Source organism: Paenibacillus sp. FSL R5-0887 (assembly GCF_038002305.1).
Lineage (GTDB): Bacteria > Bacillota > Bacilli > Paenibacillales > Paenibacillaceae > Paenibacillus_AQ > Paenibacillus_AQ odorifer.
The window spans coordinates 1,829,919-1,852,431 of sequence record NZ_JBBOCE010000001.1; the positions used below are offsets into that span (position 1 = coordinate 1,829,919).

Annotated in this window: 21 protein-coding genes; 7 read left to right on the forward strand and 14 right to left on the reverse strand. The window is 43.2% G+C overall.

What is annotated here, in order from left to right:
* Positions 1–693: 693 nt before the first annotated feature.
* The gene (locus MKY14_RS08295; protein WP_038571602.1) at positions 694–921 is read right to left on the reverse strand and encodes a hypothetical protein; all 228 of its coding nucleotides are present in this window, start codon (positions 919–921) and stop codon (positions 694–696) included.
* 122 nt (positions 922–1,043) lie between these two features.
* On the opposite strand from MKY14_RS08295, the gene MKY14_RS08300 reads away from it, so the two are divergent.
* Positions 1,044–1,670, forward strand: a complete 627-nt coding sequence (locus MKY14_RS08300) for an FMN-dependent NADH-azoreductase (protein ID WP_340976268.1) — start codon at positions 1,044–1,046, stop codon at positions 1,668–1,670.
* Positions 1,671–1,773: 103 nt separating this feature from the next.
* On the opposite strand, the gene rsgA is transcribed toward MKY14_RS08300, so the two are convergent.
* From rsgA to MKY14_RS08320, 4 genes are all read right to left on the reverse strand, one after another.
* The gene (rsgA, locus tag MKY14_RS08305; protein ID WP_076128350.1) at positions 1,774–2,865 is read right to left on the reverse strand and encodes a ribosome small subunit-dependent GTPase A; all 1,092 of its coding nucleotides are present in this window, start codon (positions 2,863–2,865) and stop codon (positions 1,774–1,776) included.
* A gap of 381 nt (positions 2,866–3,246) precedes the next feature.
* The gene (locus MKY14_RS08310) at positions 3,247–3,918 is read right to left on the reverse strand and encodes an HAD family hydrolase (RefSeq protein WP_076128347.1); all 672 of its coding nucleotides are present in this window, start codon (positions 3,916–3,918) and stop codon (positions 3,247–3,249) included.
* Between the two features lie 160 nt (positions 3,919–4,078).
* Positions 4,079–4,534, reverse strand: coding sequence for a DUF3939 domain-containing protein (locus tag MKY14_RS08315; protein ID WP_036688004.1), 456 nt, complete (start codon positions 4,532–4,534; stop codon positions 4,079–4,081).
* Positions 4,535–4,654: 120 nt separating this feature from the next.
* Positions 4,655–5,251, reverse strand: a complete 597-nt coding sequence (locus MKY14_RS08320; RefSeq protein WP_036688006.1) for a DUF2087 domain-containing protein — start codon at positions 5,249–5,251, stop codon at positions 4,655–4,657.
* A gap of 179 nt (positions 5,252–5,430) precedes the next feature.
* Between MKY14_RS08320 and MKY14_RS08325 the strand changes: the two genes are divergently transcribed.
* The gene (locus MKY14_RS08325; protein WP_076128344.1) at positions 5,431–6,435 is read left to right on the forward strand and encodes a YpdA family putative bacillithiol disulfide reductase; all 1,005 of its coding nucleotides are present in this window, start codon (positions 5,431–5,433) and stop codon (positions 6,433–6,435) included.
* Position 6,436: 1 nt separating this feature from the next.
* Entirely contained in the window at positions 6,437–6,880 is a 444-nt protein-coding gene (locus tag MKY14_RS08330) for a DUF441 domain-containing protein (RefSeq protein WP_036688009.1), read from the forward strand.
* Positions 6,881–6,952: 72 nt separating this feature from the next.
* On the opposite strand, the gene MKY14_RS08335 is transcribed toward MKY14_RS08330, so the two are convergent.
* The 3 genes from MKY14_RS08335 to MKY14_RS08345 all read right to left on the reverse strand — a co-directional run bounded on the left by MKY14_RS08335 (position 6,953) and on the right by MKY14_RS08345 (position 10,338).
* Entirely contained in the window at positions 6,953–7,888 is a 936-nt protein-coding gene (locus tag MKY14_RS08335) for a DUF4179 domain-containing protein (protein WP_076184455.1), read from the reverse strand.
* A complete protein-coding gene (locus MKY14_RS08340; protein WP_076128340.1) occupies positions 7,881–8,399 on the reverse strand; it encodes a sigma-70 family RNA polymerase sigma factor in 519 nt (172 codons plus the stop codon). Before MKY14_RS08340 ends, MKY14_RS08335 begins: the two co-directional genes overlap by 8 nt.
* Before the next feature lie 190 nt (positions 8,400–8,589).
* Positions 8,590–10,338 (reverse strand): ABC transporter ATP-binding protein, encoded by a 1,749-nt coding sequence (locus tag MKY14_RS08345; protein WP_076128337.1) that lies wholly within the window; start codon positions 10,336–10,338, stop codon positions 8,590–8,592.
* Positions 10,339–10,460: 122 nt separating this feature from the next.
* Here MKY14_RS08345 and MKY14_RS08350 point away from each other — a divergent pair, with 122 nt between their 5' ends.
* Complete coding sequence (locus MKY14_RS08350; protein WP_036688017.1) at positions 10,461–10,976, forward strand: hypothetical protein; 516 nt, start codon at positions 10,461–10,463, stop codon at positions 10,974–10,976.
* Between the two features lie 112 nt (positions 10,977–11,088).
* On the opposite strand, the gene MKY14_RS08355 is transcribed toward MKY14_RS08350, so the two are convergent.
* Positions 11,089–11,406, reverse strand: coding sequence for a HesB/YadR/YfhF family protein (locus MKY14_RS08355; RefSeq protein ID WP_036688019.1), 318 nt, complete (start codon positions 11,404–11,406; stop codon positions 11,089–11,091).
* Positions 11,407–11,899: 493 nt separating this feature from the next.
* Between MKY14_RS08355 and MKY14_RS08360 the strand changes: the two genes are divergently transcribed.
* From MKY14_RS08360 to MKY14_RS08370, 3 genes are all read left to right on the forward strand, one after another.
* The gene (locus tag MKY14_RS08360) at positions 11,900–13,648 is read left to right on the forward strand and encodes an ABC transporter ATP-binding protein (RefSeq protein WP_340976270.1); all 1,749 of its coding nucleotides are present in this window, start codon (positions 11,900–11,902) and stop codon (positions 13,646–13,648) included.
* A 58-nt stretch (positions 13,649–13,706) separates the two neighbouring features.
* Entirely contained in the window at positions 13,707–15,794 is a 2,088-nt protein-coding gene (locus MKY14_RS08365; protein ID WP_076184457.1) for an ABC transporter ATP-binding protein, read from the forward strand.
* 108 nt (positions 15,795–15,902) lie between these two features.
* Complete coding sequence (locus MKY14_RS08370) at positions 15,903–17,141, forward strand: winged helix-turn-helix domain-containing protein (protein ID WP_340976272.1); 1,239 nt, start codon at positions 15,903–15,905, stop codon at positions 17,139–17,141.
* Here the strand turns inward: MKY14_RS08370 and MKY14_RS08375 are convergent.
* From MKY14_RS08375 to MKY14_RS08395, 5 genes are all read right to left on the reverse strand, one after another.
* Positions 17,133–17,597: a hypothetical protein gene (locus MKY14_RS08375; RefSeq protein ID WP_038571625.1), complete on the reverse strand. Its 465-nt coding sequence runs from the start codon at positions 17,595–17,597 to the stop codon at positions 17,133–17,135. The genes MKY14_RS08370 and MKY14_RS08375 overlap by 9 nt on opposite strands.
* Before the next feature lie 44 nt (positions 17,598–17,641).
* Positions 17,642–18,355, reverse strand: a complete 714-nt coding sequence (locus tag MKY14_RS08380; protein ID WP_076128327.1) for a hypothetical protein — start codon at positions 18,353–18,355, stop codon at positions 17,642–17,644.
* A gap of 14 nt (positions 18,356–18,369) precedes the next feature.
* On the reverse strand, positions 18,370–19,314 hold the full coding sequence (locus MKY14_RS08385) for an ATP-binding cassette domain-containing protein (protein ID WP_076128324.1): 945 nt from the start codon (positions 19,312–19,314) through the stop codon (positions 18,370–18,372).
* Between the two features lie 141 nt (positions 19,315–19,455).
* Positions 19,456–20,751 carry an ABC transporter substrate-binding protein gene (locus MKY14_RS08390; protein ID WP_076128322.1) on the reverse strand — a complete coding sequence of 432 codons (1,296 nt, stop codon included), beginning with the start codon at positions 20,749–20,751 and terminating at the stop codon, positions 19,456–19,458.
* A 3-nt stretch (positions 20,752–20,754) separates the two neighbouring features.
* A complete protein-coding gene (locus MKY14_RS08395; protein ID WP_076128319.1) occupies positions 20,755–22,497 on the reverse strand; it encodes a sensor histidine kinase in 1,743 nt (580 codons plus the stop codon).
* Positions 22,498–22,513: the final 16 nt, after the last annotated feature.

Sequence of the window (22,513 nt, forward strand, 5' to 3'; positions counted from 1 at the left end):
TGGCCGCTGAGGATACTTGGAAGGTCACTTAGCGAGTGATTTGTTGTCTGACTTAGCCGTTAACTTGGTGTGTAGCTCAGTGAGTTAATCAGCGGGTGACTTGGTGTTACTTGGTGTGTAGCTCGGTTAGTTAATCAGCGGGTGACTTGGTGTTACTTGGTGTGTAGCTCAGTGAGTTACTCGGCGGGTGATTAGTTGTGTTAGTCAGTGAGGTGACTTAGCCGTTAACTTGGTGTGTGACTCAGTGGGTAACTCAGCGGGAGATTTGTTGTGTGGCTTAGTAAGTCGTTTAGCGGTTGACTTAATGTGTGACTCAGTTAGTAACCTACACGTTACTAGTTATGTGACTCAGTTAGTAACTTAGCCGTTAACTTGGCGTGTGACTGACTCAGTGTGTAACTTAGCAGTTGACTTGGTATGTAACTCAACAAATGACTTTGCATTGGTTAGCAGATTAGATGTATCAGGTGGCCTGACCCTACTATGTCACCTGCCAAAAGTGACGTTTGTCGTAGGTTGGCTTTCATTTGCTGCCCCTTTATGCTGAAGCAATCTGCCAGGACTAAAAAACGCAGAGCAGTGATCCCCCCTTAACGAGAGGATCACTGCTCTGCTATATTTACGGACTTTTTTAACCCAAGGACTCTGTCTCATTCAGCGAAAAATCGACTATTAGGAAGAGCTAAGCAATTATCAGCTGATCTTGTAATTCTTCTGCTCTGCTTTTTCAGCTTTCTGGATTCGAAGTCTAAATAGCTTCACTAAATTCTGACGCGTATGCTCTTCGTGACAGCTGTCCAATTTTTTAATGATAAACCGATCGATGGACATGTCAATCGCTCCTTTTAGATCATTCTGGAACTTATAGAGACAGGAAATTATTTCCTGTTCTCTTGTATCACCTATTAACCTTGTTTTCATTTTTTCAAACTCCTTAAGCGCAAACAAATTTCAAGAACAAAAAAATAATTTACAAACAAAAGATTATATGCTATATTAAATATAGTTAATATTAAATACACACATGCAAGGGAGAAATCATAATGTCTAAAGTTCTATTTATTAAAGCAAACAACCGTCCAGCAGAACAATCCGTAAGTGTTAAGCTGTACAATGAATTCTTGGAGAGCTACAAACTCAACCACCCAAAAGATGAAATCACTGAGCTTGATCTGTTCGCAGAGCAACTTCCATACTACGACAATACCCTGATCACTGGTATGTATAAAGCCGCTCAAGGATACGAAGCAACACCTGAGGAAGCAGCTGGTGCCGCTATCGTTAATAAATATCTTAATCAGTTCATCGCTGCAGATAAGGTAGTATTCGGTTTCCCACTGTGGAACATGACTGTACCTGCTGTATTGCACACTTATGTAGATTACCTTTGCCAAGCTGGTAAAACATTCTCTTACACTGCTGAAGGTCCAGTTGGTCTTTTGACAGGTAAAAAAGCAATCGTTCTGAATGCAAGAGGCGGTATCTACTCTGAAGGTCCTGCTGCAAGTGCTGAAATGGCAGTAAACTTCATCGTTGGTAACCTTAACCTGTGGGGAATTAAAGATATTACACAAGTAATCATCGAAGGCCACAACCAACTTCCAGCACAATCCGCTGAAATCATTGAAAACGGATTGCAACTGGCTAAGGAAACTGCTGCATCCTTCTAAACCATAACCGTTTAGATTCAATTCAATAATGAAGGGCGCCCCTTAGCTGTCAAAAGCTAATGGGCGCCCTTTTTCAATGTCTATGCCGTTATATCAATTCTTTTTAATATTCATCCAGCTCTTTACGCCATCCGTATCCTCTGGTTCTGGATGAACTCACTTTAGTGGAAGCTGCGCTTTTTCTCTTAAGCTTGGCTTCTTTATTATTTTGGTACAATACTTCTCGTTGTGTTTTTCGGTAGTTGAATAGTCTCTTCTCTTCCAGTTCACCTGTTTGGACTGCTTCCAGTACAGCACAGCCCTCTTCGCGTTCATGTCTACAGTTACTAAACCGGCACTTAGAAGCTAGACCGCTGATATCACTAAACGCTAGATCAAGACCACCTTCATCTTCCCAGAGCTGCAGCTCCCGCATCCCCGGTGTATCTACGATAATCCCCCCATCCGGCAAAACAAACAGTTCACGGTGGGTAGTAGTATGACGTCCGCGGCTATCCCCTTCTCTAACATCCTGCGTAATCTGAAGGTTCTTCCCGCATAGCCAGTTGACCATTGTCGACTTCCCACAACCGGAAGAGCCCGTAAGAGCTACTGTTTGACCCTCACCAATGTAAGGCAGCAGCTTCTCGCGTCCTTCATCTTGTATTGCACTAACAGCATGTACTGATACTCCGGGAGCCGCGCTCTCCATTTCAGCGATTTTACTGTCTGCATCATGACAAAGATCCGCTTTAGTGAGTAGAATAACTGGATTTGCCCCACTATTCCAAGCCATGATCAGATATCTCTCCATCCGGCGAACATTAAAGTCATCATTCAACGCGCTGACCAGAAATAATGTGTCTACATTGGAGGCAACAATTTGCTCATCTTGTGTATTTCCTGCGACCTTGCGTGAGATCACACTCTGCCGAGGCAATACGCCATGTATGATTCCATGCTCGCCGCCATCTTGCATCGCCAATGCTACCCAGTCTCCAATGGCAGGAAAATCACCCGAGGCTACAAATGTGTGTCTCAGCTTCCCGGCAAGCTCTCCCCACGTCTCTCCTACATCAGTTAACACCTTGTACTTACTGCCAAAGTCACCAACGATTCTCCCGGGAATAAATTGTTTATCCTCTGCATGACTCCACTTTTCATTCCATTTTGTACTCCAGTTTTCATTCCAACCATATTGCTTTATGCTATTCATTCATTTCCTCCTAAAAGATATGTTTATGTTTTTTCTTGCCCCTTGGCGTTTTCCGAGAACACAAAAAGCCGCCGGAAATAAAGACTCCGGCGGCGGTATATAGACATGTGGATTTATTACACCAAATCCAATCTTTCTACACACGCAAAAAAGCCACCGGACCCTATACGGTTCCCGGTGGCTCTAATAAGCGTAATTGAGCTTACCTGCTAAACTGCCCGAATCAATTATTCGGCAGCAGCTGTTCCCGGAAGACACGTATCCACAACAGTTGAGTTCATTACATTTAAAACTGTCATAAAACATCGTCTCCTTCCGAAATTTAAGATGCTGTTATCATAATTGGTGCAGCAGTAAAATGTCAACCCCAAATTTTCCAGATTACAAAATAGCCTTTAATTCTTTCAGCTCACGGATCATTTTCCAAGGTTGGATGTCCAGCTGATCATCCCAAGGATGTTTCCTTTGCAGCCATATCCCTTCAAGGCCAGCCTTACCTGCCCCCCAGATATCATTTACCGGATGATCCCCTATAAACAAGGTTTGATCCGCAGAGGCACCCAGCCTGTCTAAAGCTAATTGATAAATCGCAGGATCAGGCTTCGCAATGCCAACTTCTCCAGATATAACTATAGCCTTGAAGTACTCTCGCAGGCCGAGAATATCAATTTTGGTGTTCTGGATTTCTTTTTTACCGTTGGTGACCAGCCCCAAAGTATATCCACGCTCCACGCAATACTCCAGAACCTCCAAAGCATGCTCCATGGCTGCACCATGATTGATGTAGCTCGCATCATAATACGCTCGGATATGTTCAGCCGTCACAGGCTTTTCCCAAGGCAGGATCTCACTAAGTTCTAAGAAAAATCCGTCTTTATCACGGTAGCCATCAGCGTCTCTGTGGATCATATCCTCGATCACGGCCTGCGCTTCCGCAGGTTCAAGATGCCCAAGAAAATCCTGCACGAACTGAGTGCTAAAGCTGCGAAATGTATAGTCGCGATCCATTAAAGTATTGTCCAGATCAAATAAAATAGCCTGTACTTCCTTCATCAAGCAATTCCCCTTACATGCTGTTAATTTTCAAACCTAACCTACAGAATGTAATTGTACTATGCCTTTAGAGACAAAGAAAAGACTATTCAACAAAAAGGATTTGTGGCTTCCCTTTTACTGAACAGTCTTTGTGAAGATTCATATCTGCGTCATTCCTTTACTCGAAATGCTCTGCCCGATGGGTCAGCATCATTTCTTCATCCGTAATATACAGCGGAAAAGGAGGTGTTTCTTTTAGATAACTTTCTGTAGATAACAACCGATAATGAACCTCTGGCAACCAGGTGTCTTCAAGCAGCGGTAGCTTGCCTGTATCACTAATATAACTGTCTACAGCAGCCTGAACTAAATCCAGATAATACGGTACTAACTTGTCTTCTTCCTCGAAAATTTCATAGGTCTCTCGAGACATATAGAAATTCCGTTCGGGTATTCCACCCAAATAACGTTTCAGACGACTCATATCGATTCTTTTGTCCTCTAAGATTAATGCTGTTCTATTAATAGGTCCAGGCATATCTTCTTCGAACTTTCGAATCGCCTGTTTCACTTGAGGTAATGTGACGGTTACATGATCTGATTTGGGTTGCTTTTTTGTGCGTTTAAATAACATAACGAAAGTCTCCTTTCTAAATATGTCTCAGATAACGCTTACAATTCCATTTTATTCGAAATTCGAATAATTAATCAGTACATTTCAAATCGACACAGAATGTTAATATTTAAAAGATCATTATTTGACATATTCCCACCGAGTCCATACTTCTCGAGGATTTAGTTCATACTTGTCCTTCTCACGATACATAAACTGATGCATGATGAATTCACGACGAATAGTGGCAAAATCTTCATGAAACTGCTTAATAAACTCATTGATTTCCTTTTCCGTATAAACAACACCTGGCTCCAGCTTCTCAACCATGTATTGAAGCGCTATCAATTTCTTCTTGTATTGTGCGGGAATTTGCCGCAGCCGGCCATCTTTAGAGAAAAAATTACGAATTACAGTATCCTGAAGACTATTCTCAGGCAATTGCTCTTCCATATTCTCAGCTCCTTTCGAAAAAATAAATTGCAGTGAAGCTTCAGCCCCATTATTGATAAACTCCGGATTCAACTTAAAGTAAACTGTATTTTTGTCGCGTCTTTCCTTTATTAGAGCCGCTTCACGTAATTTAGCCGCATGATGAGTGACTGTAGGCTGCGATAAATTCAACTTCTCAGCCAGCGCTTGCCCGTGCATTTCTCCTTGGGACAGAAGCAACAATAAGCGAAGACGCGTTGGATCAGCTAAAGCTTTATGATAACTCACGATTTTCTCCAACTGCACTGGGTTCACGCTCCTAGAATTTCACAATACATTGATACATTAGATATATATCTAATTATATAATAATCAACGTTGTTCTTGCAATGGTTATTATACTCAATCTGCTCTTATGGAAAAATTCATGAATTTAGGGTAGGATTTAAAGAAAAGATAGTAACAATCAGGAGGTAACCCGCTTTATGAAAGATGTCATTATTATCGGTGCAGGTCCTTGCGGCCTCTCGGCAGCTATTGAATGCCAACGCCAAGGCCTGTCCAGCCTTATCATTGAAAAAAGCTTTATTGTGCACTCCATTTATTTGTATCCAACAAATATGCAATTTTTCAGTACGGCTCAGTTATTAGAAATCGGGGATGTTCCTTTCACTTCGACCAACGACAAGCCTTTCCGTCATGAAGCGCTTGTCTATTATCGCCGAGCCGCCGAGCAATATGGTCTAGAGATCGCCGCTTATGAAGAAGCATTATCCATTGAACCGCTTGAAGATGGAACCTTTGCCGTACATACGTCAAATATGCGTGGTGAGCATCAGAAACGTATCACTGCAAATGTAGTTATAGCAACAGGTTATTTTGATCAGCCGAATATGATTGGCATTCCAGGTGAAGAACTACCTAAAGTTACTCATTATTTCGGTGAAGCCCATCCTTACACGGGAATGAAGGTAACTGTAATTGGCGGCAGTAATTCCGCAGTAGATGCAGCGCTGGAGCTTATGCGTGTAGGAGCTACGGTAGATATGGTATATCGTGGTGAAAGCATCTCAGAGAATATTAAACCTTGGGTTCGGCCAATCTTTGAAGGCATGGTGCAAAAAGGGAAAATCACTCTGCACTTAGGCTCGCGTGTCACTGAAATTACTGCAAGCTCAGTAATTGTTACGGATCATAAGGGGGACAAGAAAGCATTGGATAATGATTTCGTTCTTGCCTTGACTGGCTTCCGTCCTAGCCGTACCCTCCTCACTTCAGCAGGTGTGATCATGGACGACGACATGGATAAGCCTGCTTTTAACACCTCTACCATGGAAAGTAATGTTCCAGGGTTGTATGTTGCTGGAGTAATCGCCTCCGGCCGCAATGCTAACGAAGTGTTTATTGAGACCGGAAGAGGGCATGGTAAGCTTATTGCAGATCACATTGTGTCAAAAGAAAGTTCTAATCCTAAGGAGTTGAAACATTAATATGGACATGACCTCTTTGCTTTTGCTTGGACTTGCAGCGCTCGGAATTATCAGCAGCAATTCCCCTGTAACAATAGCAATGGTCGTCCTATTATTGCTAAGAGTACTTGGCTTACAGCAAACTTTTCCTTGGCTAGAAAAATACGGTTTAACCATCGGGATTATCATCCTGACCATCGGGGTCATGACCCCATTAGCCAGCGGCAAAATATCACTGCAGACAGTCGGTCAATCCTTCTTGCACTGGAAGTCCTTGCTTGCTATCGCTATCGGCATTCTTGTCGCTTTTCTTGGAGGCCGCGGTGCTACGCTCATGACCAACCAACCCACAGTTGTTGCAGGTCTGCTGATTGGCACGGTGATCGGGGTTGCGTTATTTAAAGGCGTTCCGGTCGGTCCGCTGATCGCAGCCGGCATTTTATCACTTATGATCGGCAAAATGTAATAGAACAGCACATAAAAAAGACCGCTTTTGGCGGTCTTTTTTATTGTGCCTTTTATACAACCATCTTTCTCTCTATTCCTCCACCTGAGAAATGGACTGCGGAATTTGCTGCACCGCTCTTTTTTCAACGACTAATAAATCTTCAACGCCATACTCTGTCTTAATTTTCTGCAACTGCTTCAAAGCCTCTTCTTCTGTATTAAAATATCCTGCTTCCACGAGATATAAGCCTTTCTCATCCTTTAACATCCGCACATCCTCTAACCCATATAACATTTCTTCAGCCATACCCAGCGCCTCACCAGAAGGCTGTGAGACCGTTCTTAACGAATATACAGAGCCCTCTTTTGCTTCGTCTCCTTTCTCTTTTAACGTAATCACTACCTGTGCTGGCTCTTTATATTCCTTTACCTCATAAGCAACCGAGTCCGTAAGCGTGACATTGAACCGAATAGCCGAATCATCTAGTGTAATTAGTGGATAAGCATCCTGAACATATCGGCTTTGTTTTAATGTCTCCAGATCTTTGACTGCTGAGAATTTTCTGGCCCCACTTACTGTAATCGTCATTGTTGCCGGATTTTCCGTAAACTTTACGTTATATGAGCTTGCTAACTGTTGTGTTTCATCCGGATTTGCAAAATTCAAAATCAATTGATCACTATTCTTCAGTTGTTTCACCGAAATAAAATTCACATCTACTCCATCCTGAATGGTTCCACCGCCTGCACTTCCTTCCGTAAATTGCAGAACACTGACCAGCTTACCTAGAACCGGTATTTGATCCATACTACTCGCAAAAGCAGGAACCGTATTTACACCCACCGTAAAAGAAATCAATACAGCCGCAGCTACTGATCCTGTCCATTTCAAGGCACGTTTTGAAGAACTATTTTTTTGTTTATAGATTTTCCCTCTTTCAATTCCTTTACGAGAAGCGAATGATAGTTCTTTAGGAATTTCAATCTCATTATAGGCTTGCTGTAGACGTTCTAGTTGCTTATCCAAAGTACTCACTCTCCTCCATACTTATTTTTAATTTTTCCAAACCTCTATAAATAACGGTTTTGACGCTGCTCAGGGGCATATCGAGAACCTCTGCAATTTCCTTTATGGGCAAGTCCTCCAAATATCTCATCACAATCACCATTCTTGATTTTTCATCAAGGCCGCTGAGCGCTTCATGCAAGTCCATAACTTCTTCCCTAGATTTCGGAGCATAGCTGCCTCCCAGCTCTTGATCTATATACACGATTTTTTTAGATTTACGGATAAAGTCCAGCGCACAGTTGACAGCGATCTTGGTGAGCCAAGTTTTAAAATATTGCGGTTGCTTCAATTTATGAATGGAGATATAGGCTTTGAAGACGGTCTCCTGCACAATCTCCAGCGCATCCTCTTGATTCCGCACATAGGAGTAGGCCATTCGGTATAAACGCTCCTGCATGCCGTCAATAAGCGCAGTAAAGCTGTCTTCATCACCTGCTATCGCCTTTTCCTCAAGCGTGGTTTTATTCACGTTCCTCACTTCCTTTCATGATGTTTATAAGCTTTAGACGCACATGATCTCCGAAAAGACTCAGATTCCGTTTAGAATTTTTGCCATAGTATAAGTTACTGTGTGCCGCCACCCTGATTGGAATTCAAAAAAAGTGGCCTTCTCTTTCGAGAGGACCACTAAGGTGTTCAAGTATTTTCCCAAAAAAATATTAAGCGTCTAAATGCTGTACGTTAAATAATCGCGCATAACTACCCTCTATCGCCATCAGCTGTTCATGCGTACCCCGTTCAGTAATTTCACCATTCTCAAGTACGACAATCTGATCCGCATGTGTAATCGTTGATAGTCTATGCGCTACAATTAGTGTAGTACGTTCCGAAGAAAGAGACTGCAGCGCTTGTTGAATTAAATGCTCCGATTCCAGATCCAGCGCCGAAGTAGCTTCGTCTAATATAAGAACCTTCGGATCCTTGAGAAATACCCTTGCGATAGCAACCCGCTGCTTCTGTCCTCCGGATAGCTTAACACCACGTTCTCCCACTTCTGTCTCATAACCCAGTGGCAGCTGCTCAATAAAATCATGCGCATTGGCAGCTTTTGCTGCTGAAATGACTTCTTCTTCCGTGGCATTAGGATTACCGAACAAAATATTCTCACGCACAGATCCGCTGAATAAGAAATTATCTTGCAGGACCATGCCGACAGACCTACGCAAGCTTTCCTGTGTTAATTCCTGTATATCATAACCATCCATTTGGAGGCTGCCTTTACTGATGTCATAGAATCTCGGGATCAAGCTTATAAGGGAGGACTTTCCTCCACCGCTCATTCCGACGAACGCAATGGTCTGTCCGGGCTGAATACTCAGATTAATATCTTTTAAGACCCAATCATTCTCTTCGTTATATTTAAACCATACATTCTCAAAAGCAATCTCACCACGTGAATCCTTTAGCACTTTTGCTCCCGGCTTGTCTACAATATCATAAGGCTCATTCAGCAGCTCAAGCACCCGTTCAAGAGAAGCAGAGGCTTGCGTAAGCACCGTCGAGGAATTAATCAATCTCCGCAGCGGGGAATACATCCGGTCCAGATAGCCAAAGAAAGCTACAAAGGTACCTACTGTCAAATTGCCATGAATGACCTGATAACCACCATATCCGATGACCAAAAGAGGTGCTATATCCGTTAATGTATTAATAATTGCGAAGGTCATAGCATTCCAGCGGGTTTGCGCCATCGCTTTTTTAAGAAAGTTACCGTTGATGTCCTCAAACTGCTTCTGATCCACTTTTTCCATCGTAAAGCTGCGGATGATTGATATCCCTTGAATCCGTTCATGGAGATAACCTTGAATGCCAGCCAGAGCTTGGGAACGATCTTTCGTTAACAGCTTAAGCCGCTTATACAATTTGTTAACTGCAATTGCGTAAAAAGGTAATACCGAGATAGACACGAGCGCCAGCACCGGATTTAAATAAAACATAAATCCCAAAGCAAAAACTAGTGTGAACGTGTCGAGCCATACATTCATCATGCCGACTTCGACCAAATTTTTGGTCTGCTCAACATCGTTAATAAATCTGGAGATGGCTTCTCCCACCTTGGTATTCTGATAATACCGCAGCGACAGCCGCTGTAAATGACTGTAAAGCTTATTTCGCATATCGAACAACACTTTACTTGTGATAAGCTGAGCAAAGTATTGGCGATAATACTCTACGGGCCCTCTTACGATAACAAATAAAATTAAGGCACCACCCAAAATAAGCATCAAATGTGATACCCGTTCCTCAATCCCCATGCTCGGGTTCATTAGGAGGTCATCGACCACGTATTTCAGAATCATTGGCAGTGTTAGCGGAATACTGAATTTGATCATGCCGATAAACAGCGTAAACACAATCAATTTCATATAAGGTCGTACAAAAGTAAAATATGATTTCCATTGCTTCACAGGAATATTCTGTCCCTTCTCTTTAGTGAGTTGCTAAGTACAGTTGACTTTTGCTCTCTACAGTGTTTTTATAATTTTAGATCATAAGTACAATTGCAGTACCGAACTTCAGGAGGATAACGATGTCTAGACAATTTGTGACGGAAGCCGTCATGATGGCGATTTACGGCCAGCTTCTCGTATCGAGCAGCCCTGTAGAATATATAGTGCCTTATACTACCGTGATGGAACTATACGAACTGCGAGACAGCGATGATCCGTTGATGAACCGTCCGGACGACGACAAGCATGTTAAGTTGAAGATAAGTGAGCTCATTGCTTATTTTGAAGAACCGCTCAACGCGAAGAAGATCAACCGCTGTTTAGCTGTGCCTTGGGCGAAAAGCTCAGGTATTCTCCTTGGCGGGCAATCCAAAATCACCATCATTAACAGTATGGATACCGCTGCCTACGGTGAGATGTTCGATCCCATCGAAACAGAGCTTCTGCTGTCCTCACAACGTGAGAAAGTACCTATCCTAACGGATCAATTTGAATTGATTCAACGGATCATCGAGGGTGGAGTTCCAGTTCAGGTGTACGATATTGACGACTTCGACTTCGCTCTGGAGGAAGAAACCTCACGCAATTTGCACTGATAACACCTATGTATCTCCAACTGGAATACCCTCATTTTAAAGACAGCATTTGAAAAGCCCCTGCCTTTTGGCAAGGGCTTTTCCTGATTAAAATAAACAATCATTAAGACAACTATACCTGCACTTCGCCGGATACCGGCTTTGGTTCGTACTTATATTCAATGTCATCCTCTGACTCAGAGTATACGATAGATAGGTCATAACCTTCCATATACCACAAGTCCTGCTCCTCCATGTAGAACACAATATCATCCTGTTTGACCTGAATAGCTGGACGCCCAGGTGCTTCTGTAGCAATGCCCAGCGAAAAACCGGGGTGAAGTCCACCTCCCGAGCTATAACGGGGAAATAAACGAATATAGTCTCCATTCTTAAGGTCCAATTCTCTCTTAAACCAAGCTGCCGCTGCTTGACTAATTTCCATGTTCATTTCTCTCAGCTCCTTTGTATATTCTAATCATAACGAAAATAAGTCGATATTCAAACAACTTTATGCAATTAATGATTTCCCAATCCATTTAAAATTAAGTTTGACAAATTCGCGAACCGGATGATAAACTCTGAACATAACTAAACGTCTTCTAGTTATTACCAAATTAATGAAAGGGGTGAGCGCGGTGTTTACGAAGTTACAGCCATATTATTTTACTATTGTTGGAATTTTTACTCAACCGAATACCGAAGCAGCCCAAGTGATTAAGCCATCCTGAAGTTTTTGCGAGTCTTATGGACCGTATAACTTTAGTTCTTGAAGGTCTCTCACATGCTTGGTGCTGTAACGCACCGTGCGCATGATAGCTGTAAATTACAGGCATATCGTCCGTTTTCGGATGATATGCCTTTTTTGTTTGCTGAAGAGATAATCACTTGCGCTTTTATCAGCATCACAAGCAATCATTACAACCTGAAAGGAAGGGATTTACTTGTTCTCTGTTCTTCGCGATCTCGGCTGGTTTTTTCGCCGAGAAAAAAGGCGTTACCTGATTGGACTCATATTACTCATAGGTGTGGGCGTTCTTGAATTACTCCCTCCACGTCTGCTAGGCAATGCCATTGACGACATAGTACGCGGTTCGATTACTACAGCTTCGCTTGCCAAATATATCGGCATGATCTTCATTTTGCTGCTAGTTATTTATTGGATTACCTACATATGGATGCACAAACTTTTCGGAGGTTCCAACCTTGTTGAGCGCCTGCTGCGCTCCCGATTTATGAATCATCTTATGACTATGACACCTTCGTTCTTCGAAAAAAATAGAACTGGTGACCTCATGGCCCGGGCAACCAATGATATCAGAGCCGTCTCAGCTACCGTAGGATTCGGGATGCTTACACTGGTGGATTCTACAATCTACCTTACGGTTGTGCTGTTTGCGATGGGCTTTCTCGTCAGTTGGAAGCTGACCCTTGCAGCAGTATTACCATTACCTCTAATTGCAATAGCTATGATTTTTTATGGTAAAGCTATTCATGATCGGTACAGCTTAGCGCAGGATGCATTCGGAGATATGAATGACCAAGTGCTCGAATCTGTCTCTGGTGTGCGCGTAATCCGTGCTTATGTCCAAGAGTGTCTTGATGAAAAACGTTTCTCGGATATTACTGAAGATGTTTACAACAAAAATATGGCCGTAGCTCGTGTCGATGCTTTCTTCGAACCAACCATCCGCTTCTGTGTCGGACTCAGCTACATTATTGGTCTTACTTATGGGATTTACCTTGTATTCCGCAATCAGATCACACTGGGTGATCTAGTCTCCTTTAATATGTATCTCGGTATGATTGTATGGCCGATGTTCGCTATTGGAGAATTGATCAACATTATGCAGCGTGGTGGAGCTTCCCTCGAACGTATCGACGAGACGTTAAACTCCAAACCCGATGTTCAAAATGCTGCCCATCCCGTTCAAGTTCCCCACCCTACTCGAATCGAGCTTAACGATGTGACTTTCCGTTATCCTTCTTCGACGATAGACAATCTAACCCATGTCAACCTAACCCTGAACCAAGGGCAGACATTAGGTGTAGTCGGGCGTACAGGAAGCGGGAAATCTACACTGCTCAAACAATTGCTCCGCGAATATCCGACAGGTAATGGAGAAATCCTTATCTCTGGCGTGCCTATTCAACAGATTTCCCTGGATCAGCTGCATAGCTGGATGGGTTATGTTCCACAAGAGCAAATCCTTTTCTCCAAATCCGTTCGGCAAAACATTCAGTTTGGTCTAGACAACGCCGATGACGATACGATTATGCAAGCCATTACAGCTGCCGCTTTCCAGAACGACCTGGGCACATTGTCCGATGGTCTGGATACTCTGGTGGGTGAACGTGGTGTTTCCCTCTCCGGTGGACAAAAGCAACGTGTCTCTCTGTCCAGAGCTTTTATCGCTAATCCAGATATTCTTATTCTGGACGATGCCTTATCAGCCGTTGACGCTCGTACGGAAGCTCAGATTATCGACAACATCCGGAATGAACGTGCCGGAAAAACCACATTAATCTCTACTCACCGTCTCTCCGCCGTCCAACATGCCGATATGATTGTTGTACTGGATAACGGACAAATCGTTGAGCGAGGTACACATCAGGAACTATTGGATTTGAATGGCTGGTACCGTGAACAATATGATCGGCAGCAAGTCGAAAATAACTTATCGAATGATTAAACTACAACCATAAATAAACGAGCTACGACTACGCAAAACATTTTAGGAGGTGTCACGGTTGACACAAAGTACAGGCAAACGCCTGCTGGAATATGCATTGACCGCAAAGAAAACCTTTATCGCAGCCCTTCTGCTGCTTTCAATCGGGGTAGCGGCAGAGCTGGCAGGTCCATTTATAGCCAAAAGCATGATCGACAATCACATGCTAGCCATCGAGAAGCCCTATTTCAGCACTACGTCTCCCGATAAGGCGGCTGAATATAACAATAATTTATACAAACGCGGCGATCGCTTTGAGCCTGGTGAAACTAAAGGCCAAGAAATTCGTGTTCTTCAAGCAGGGAGAAGTTTCTATTTTATTAACGAAGCTGTAACACAGCCTGACGGTGAACGAAAGTTCATCGATGGAGAGATGCATATCACCCGTGGTGATAACGAAGTTATCTATCCCGCGGTTAAGCTGTCGGCCGATGAGCTGTTCGCTTTTTACAAACCCGAGCTTCCTGGAATCTATCAGTTGGTCGGAATGTATGCTATTTTTCTTGTAATCTCCATCTTTGCTGAATTCGGAAAAACCTATTGGCTGCAATCTTCGGCGAATCAGGTAATCCGGAAGCTGCGGACAGATGTATACGCGCATATCCAGCGACTACCCGTTCATTTTTTTGACAATTTGCCTGCTGGTAAGGTAGTGTCGCGGGTTACAAATGATACCGAGGCGATTAAGGATCTATTCATTGCCGTCCTCTCCAATTTCAGCACCGGTATTATCAATATAACTGGCGTATATATCGCTCTGTTCTTACTTGATGTCCGTCTGGGTCTGATCAGTTTGTTCATTGTACCTATTCTTGTGTTATGGATCGTGCTCTATCGCAAAATTGCGACCAAATACAATACGATCATTCGCTCACGTCTAAGTGAAATTAACGCCATTATTAATGAATCGATTCAGGGGATGTCAATCGTCCGGATATTCCGCCGTCAGAAGCAGCTTAGTGCAGAATTTGAGAACCTGAACGATGATTACTTGAAATATCAGAATAAAATGTTAAATCTGAATGCTTTCACGTCCCACAATCTGGTGAACTCACTTCGCAGTCTCTCTTTTGTGATGGTGCTTTGGTATTTCGGACATGGCAGTATTACTGGTTCAACCTTTGTATCCTTAGGCGTTCTGTATGCCTTTGTCGATGTGCTCGGACGTTTGTTCCAGCCTATCACAGGCATGGTGAACCAGTTGGCGAACCTGGATACTTCTATGGTATCTGCAGGACGTGTGTTTACGCTTATGGATGAACCTGGAGAGAATGTTACGGACGGCTCCATGCCACGCTACAAAGGGAAAGTGGAATTTAAGAATGTATCTTTTGCTTATAAAAAAGACTACGTCCTGCGCGATATCTCCTTTGAAGCACGCCCGGGTGAAACTGTCGCTCTTGTAGGTCATACGGGTTCCGGCAAAAGCTCAATCATCAATCTGCTGTTCCGGTTCTATGATCCACAAAAAGGCGATATTACGATTGACGGTCAAAAGGTTACGGATATTCCGAAGCAGTGGCTGCGGAATCACATGGGCATCGTGCTGCAGGATCCGTACCTCTTCACGGGCACCATTGCTTCGAACGTCAGCCTAGGGGATGAACGAATTTCCCGTGAACGGGTAGAACGTGCTTTGCGTGAGGTTGGTGCGGATAAGTTACTCGCTCATCTTCCACAAGGATTTGATGAACCTGTCATCGAAAAAGGAAGTACTTTATCTGCGGGTCAGCGGCAATTGATTTCTTTTGCGAGAGCTCTCTCCTTTGACCCAGCTATTCTCATTCTAGATGAAGCTACCTCCAACATCGATACAGAAACGGAAAGCGTCATTCAGGATGCGCTGGAAGTTCTCAAAAAAGGACGCACCACTTTCATCATCGCTCACCGCTTATCCACGATTCGCAGTGCAGATCAGATTCTAGTCCTGCATCACGGAGAGATCGTAGAACGCGGCAGCCATGATGAACTGATGGCGCTTGGCGGAAGATACTTCCGTATGTACCAGCTGCAAGTAGGTGCTGCTGCTAACAGCTCTGACGATAACGCTGGCGCAAGCAACCGTCCAGCACTCGGAAACTTGCAACCCTCTCTTGAGAAAATGTAATTTACAACCCTGAGTCACTTCATTGTGATTCAGGGTTTTTTCCTGCTTGATCTTAGAACAGATGTTCTGTATTATGGAAATTAATACATAACCTTGGAGGAGCAAACGATGCTTACTTATAATTTGACTAAGAAACAAGCCAGGCTTTTTCTGCTATCTCATCAAAAGTTAACTGCTGGAGCTATCCCTTCTGGAAAACTTAGTATTTATGACTATGTTCGTCACGTAGGCTGCATCCAATATGACCCCCTTAATATCGCTGGCCATAATCATGAGCTGGTCCTCCAGGCACGGATTCCGGGATTTACGCCAAAACTGGTCCAAGAGCTTCTGTATGAAGACAGACTGCTCGTTGATGGCTGGGACAAGAACATGTCAATTTATTGTACAGAGGATTGGCCTTATTTTAAGCGGAGAAGAACAGCTGCTGCCTCCCACCATCAGGCTAATGAGCCTGTAATGGTCGCTGTAGCACAGGTTCGTGAAGAGCTTCAGAAGCGTGGCCCCCTCTCCTCTCTGGATTTAGACGGAAAGGAAAAAGTAGATTGGGCTTGGGCTCCGACAAGATTATCACGAGCTGCAATGGAAAGCATGTACTTTTGGGGAGAGATTGTTGTCCACCATCGTGTACATACCCGGCGATATTATGATTTCGCTGAACGTTTGTTACCCTCAGAGCTGCTGAGTTCAGCCGATCCAAATGTCACGGAAGAACAATTTCATGATTGGTATGTGTTACGTAGAATAGGAAGTATCGGCTTGTTATGGAATAAATCTGGAGACGGATGGCTGGGCATATCCGGACTGAAGAGCAAAGAGCGTGCGGCGGCGATTCAGAGATTGCTGGAGAAGGATAGTCTCAGAAAAGTTTGGGTCGAGGGGATTAAGGTTCCGCTTTATATCCGCAGTATAGATGCTCCAACCTTGGAGTCTGTGATACTGCAAGAATCTGAAGAGATTGGGCTTCAACCACGTGATTCATTTGCGGCCGTTTTGGCTCCGCTGGATAATTTGTTGTGGGAACGTGAGCTGGTTCGGCAATTATTCGGATTTCATTACCGCTGGGAGGTCTATAAGCCGGCAATAGAACGAGAATATGGTTACTATGTACTGCCTATATTATATAATGATCGTTTTGTTGGCAGATTTGAACCGGTGATGGATAAGAAGAGCCAAACATTGAATATTAACAATTGGTGGTGGGAACCTGGAGAAAGCCTAACACCGGAGATGATTCCGGCATTAGGCGAAGCTTTAACTGCACTCTCTCGCTGTGTTAGAGCTTCTTCGGTTCATTTTAGACCAGAGGTTGTAACAGCTTGCGGATTAGAAGGATTATTACAATAAGTTTTCCTCCTCTAATCCAAGTTTCGTGAACATTTCTGTGCAGTAGCCTTGCAGTTTAACTTCAAGTCTACTTGCTTTATTTTTAAAACGTTTCAGCTCCCGAATCATTTTAGCCCTTCCGGCAGGCGTAAAGGTTTCCTGTATACGCTCTTTAAAGTAATCATGAACGATGTAATTACGTTGTTTCCATACTTCCTCCAACTGAGCGGTTTCTTGCTCCGAGAAAGGAAAATGATGTTGGATTTCTTTGATGAGTTGGCCGAGTGAATTGCTGAGTTTTCGCTGATAAAGGTCTGTCAGATCTGCTTCTGTTGGCGTTTTTCCTTGTGATAGCTTAGTAAGCAATAGCAAGTTGGTAAGCTGCTGCTCGAGGGCCTGTCCATAATAAACTGCCAGTCCAAAATAGGCGAATAACTCTTTTGATTGTTCACTCTCAGGTACATATGTATCCTTCATCTTTTCCCCCACTTCTGTATCCTTGTTCCTTTTATCTATACAAGTTATGTTTTGTTGTAATCCCTCTGTCTTGATCTGTACAAATAAAAACCGATAAGCAGTGTTATATATACTAATGCTTGTGCAAAGGAACCTAACAACTCCGCTAATGACAAAGTATCAGCTTTCATCATGGCCTCCATTACAGGAGTTACTGGCGGCAACAACCAGATCAAAAAATGAAATATACCAGGCAAACTTTCGCTGATTTGTGCTCCGCCCAGTGATAGTATAACGATAGCTAACAACATACCTGTCGCATGACTGCCTTTTTGAACCCAAGAAGATTGAAAGAATAGGGCAATAGCCACACCAAGCATACCCAATAATCCATGTCCTATGAGCGCGAGAATTAACCGATATCCCCCGGGTGATTCTGCAAAATGACCCGTTACCCAAGGATAAAGGACAATCAATAGATCTAGCAGCAGCGTTAGAAATGCAAGCGTTAAGATACCACCTGCACTATGTTTAGCCGCACTTCGCATGTGAACAACTGCAATCTGCCGATGAACAGCGTGCTCATGATTCAAAAAACTAAGACTCATCCAAGCGCAGCTTATAAAGAGCATTACTGCTGTAGCGGCATAGCTATTCATAACTGGATTGGGCTTATAAGAATACAATATCAAGACTGCAATCACAATCCCTGCTAACGGGCCGAAATAACGCTGAGATCGAGTATAACTTCGCAGCATGTAAACGATAAACGGATACACGTAAGACCCCCTGTTCAACTCCTAGGATTCATCCATTTTTCTAAGTCATGCGATCCTCCGCGAGGTTCTACCGATTGTATTGAACCACCCGACTCCAAGATAACCCGCAAAAAAGTATCTGATTCTGAACTTGTTACTGTCAACGCCGTACGTTCTATGTTACAACTATCCTTAAACGTATTTATTGAAATGAAACCTGCCATTTCCTTCAATTGCTGCAGTTTCTGAATCGACAGATTAGACAATAGTATGTATGTAGAGGGTTTTATGTTTAGCTTCTCTGACCCCTGAATTGACTTTACAATTTTCCCTTCATGTATCACATGAACCTGATCCGCAAGCAATTCAATCCATTGGGGTTCATGTACAGAGAAGACTATAGCAGTCCCCTTATTTCTCAAAACGATGAGAAGATCAGCTAACTTATTCATTGAGGGGAGATCAAGGCCCGACATAGGTTCATCAAGAAGCAGCAACGAGGGACTTCCCAACAAGCTTTGAATCAAATTAATTTTTTGCAGCATTCCTTTGGAGAAATTTAGCATCGACTGCTTGCGAAAGTGCTCCAGTTTAAAAAGTTGAAATAACGTTGTTAGCTCCTGTTCGATCAGGACTGGCGCAAGGCCGCTAATCTGACCCATACTTCGTAAGTACTGTTCTGGGGTCAGCTTCAACCCTGGAAACATCTCAGGTGCATAACCAATTCTCAGATTTGGATCCTTACAACTCAGCTTTCCTGAGGAAATGTGGACAAGTCCAGCTAAGATTGACAACAGGGTACTTTTGCCGGATCCGTTTCGTCCGATCAGAGCAGTTACAGTTCCCTTTTCAATAGTGAACGATACATCCTCCAATACGGGTCGGCGTCCATACTGTTTACTGATCTGCTCTAATTCAATTAGGGAAGTAGCAACACCTATACTACCGCCGGCAAAGTTACGATCTACTAAGTTCGCCACTTAACATTCTCCCTTCATATCTACTGTTAATTCTCCGGTTCCCTACGAATTTCCTCTTCTAGGAATCAAAAAAAAGAAAGAACTGCTATAGCAGCCCTTTCTAAAATTTACTTTCAATCCAGTATTTCTCCCCTTTTTTGTTTATTTTATATTCTGAGATAAAATCTCATCGGCTTGAAGGCGGAACTGTTCGGCAGCTTTTTCAGGAGTGATTTTGCTGAACATAAGCAGATCATATAATTGACGTAATACGCTAGTTACTTCTGAAGCACCCACCGGATCCGGTGGATCCATCGGACTGCTATTCTGCTCCACCCAGTCAATATATTCAAAAACCTGTGCAAGCTCTGGCTCTAGAAATGGCTTCATCTGCTCTTTAATAGCTGAGGACACCGGGACGCCACGTTCTCCCTTAAGCACTTTATTAGCTTCCAGATTATTGACAAAGAAATTAATGAATTTTGCTGCTTCCTCCTTTTGCTTAGAGCTTTTTGAAATCGAAAAAAACATCCCTGGTTTCAAGAATAAGCCGCGATCATTGTGCGGGCCTGGCATGGTGGCTAAAGCCAGCGGTTTTCCGTAACGCTGAACAGTGCTAATAAACTGATTAGAATATCCCCAACCCAGCAATGCTTCCCCTTTGTAAAAAGGGTCTTGATCCGGTTTGTTAACATCTAACGTCCAGATATCAGGTTCGAAAATCAGTTTTTCCTGCATCAGACGCTGCATACGTCCGAAATACTCTACAAACAAGCGATCATCGCTATAGCCAAGGGTTATTCCATCTTCCGAGAACAATGACGCTCCATTCTGCCGTAAATAATAAGCAAAAAACTGTTCTGGCGTCAGATAAGTTCCCAGATAAATTCCTTTCCCCTGTTCCTTTAAAGTAACGCCGATCTGCTCAAAATCCTCCCAGCTCCAATCCGTCCCTGGAGGCTCAATTCCCTGCTCCTTAAAAACTTCTGGATCATACACACTGTACAAAGCATTAATCCCTAGATTAAAACCATATAGCTGCTCGCCTAGTTTACCTCCGGCAAGATTGTTGTCGCTGATGCTGCTCGTATCTATAAGTCCGCTCTTAATATAAGGTGACAAGTCTTGCAATAAATTCAAAGTTCCATATTGCGAAAGGTAAGAGATATCCATTTGGATAATGTCTGGAAGAACATTGCCTGCTGCACTAGGTGCAAGCTTTTTCCAATACTCATTAAAGGCGCTGTAATCATATTCAATTTTCACCAGAGGATTCTGTTGTTCATACATTTGGATAACCTGAATTGTAGCGTTATTCCGGAAGTCACTTCCCCACCAGGCAATCCGGAGGTTAATTTTTTCTACTGCATTCTCTGGTGGAAGGTCCGTTTGTTGCCCGCAGCTTCCGAGAGTTGTAATCATGCATAGCAGTGCCAAGCTAAGTATGAATCTGCGCATCACCTACACCTCCTGCGGGAACGGCAAAAGAACACTGACTTTTGTTCCAAACCCAACCGTACTCTCAACATAAATGCCATATTCCTCACCGAAGGCAAGTCTGACCCGGTCACGGATGTTAAGCAAGCCAATACCTGTGCCTCTAGTCTCTACTTCCCCATTTAGTAATCGTTTGAGGAAATCTGCTTCCATTCCGGGCCCACGATCCTCAACTACAATCGCTAGCTTGCCATCAAATGGTTCAGCATATAATAGAATTTGACAAGGTTCAATCATCGTCTCAACACCATATTGAATAGCATTCTCCAACAGCGGTTGCAGGGTTAGCTTTGGAATAGAGACAGTATTAAAGACCTCTGGAATCTCCATATGAAAATCCAAACGTTTCTGAAACCGGTAATTCTGAATAGTGATATAATGCTTCACAATTTCTAGCTCTTGCGCGACTGTGATTACATTTTGTTTCAAGCTGATCGATGACCGAAGAAGAAAAGCAAGCGAGACAACCATGCTCGAAATCTGTGCATGTTCACTTTTTTTAGCTAACCAGTGGATCGAATCCAGTGAGTTATAGAGGAAATGAGGATTAATCTGCGCTTGCAAAGCCTTAAATTCTGTCTCTTTTATAATCAGCTGGTTGGCATAGTTCTCTTTGATCAATGTGTTAATCTGTGTTATCATCTGACGAAATGTCCGTTGTAATAACCCCACCTCATCCATTTGCTGAAGTGGAGGAGCCATCAGCTTAGTATCCATACTGTCCAGATCTCCATATTGAACCTCTTTCATTTGACTGATCAGCGAGCGAATCGGTTGTGTCAGATTACGGGCAAAGCTCATCCCTAGCGCAATTATAATCACAATCGCAATTCCAAATACAATGATCATTGTATTCTTCAGCCAAATGGTTTTTTCAAAAATATCATTATAAGAAACATAGTTGTAGTAAGTCCATCCAGAGTAGGAAGATTGCTTCTGTGATACAAAGGCAACTTCTCCATTCATCTCTTTGATTTCGTATCCAGCCCCTGATTTTAAAGGCTGTAAAACCGCTGTTACACCGTCCGCCACTTTCCGATAAGGATAAACCAGTTCCTGACCTGCTTTCAAAATAATATCGCTGTCTTCTGCGGCCACACCAGCGTAATCTTGGGCTAACCTCCCTATATTAATGCGTAAATAGAGCGTGCCCAGCTTATCTAGCGTCATTGGATCATAAGCTCTCACTTCTCGGACCATGACCAGCATCGGATCTGAATCGTCAGGATACAACCAACGTACAGCACCATTCCCCGCTTCTGCCTCTCGGGTCATTCGTGCCGATTTCTCCTCTGTGAACAGAATCGTCTCTCCGTATCTGCTGACCTTCCCTTGGGAATCGATCAAATGTACAGACTGAATGTAACGTTCGTCCATACTGATATGCGTCCATAACCGATCAGCAATCATCTGCCGTGTAACATATCCAGTAAAATCGGAATCATCTTTGCGCAATTCCTTAAGGCCTTCTTGAATTTGCCGATCAGCAATCATCGTCAAAGTCATGGATTCCAGCTTTTTAAGCTCCATATCAATCGTAGTCGAAGACAAATTAAGCAGCCGATACGACTTGTCATAAAGCTGCTTGTCATAAATAGAGTAGGCATAATATAAAGAACCGAACGCCATGGATATAATCAGAATCAGTATCAGAACAATCATCAGGAACACCTTCATTTTAATACTCAAATTCCGATAAACTTTCATCCGGGCTCTCCTTTGT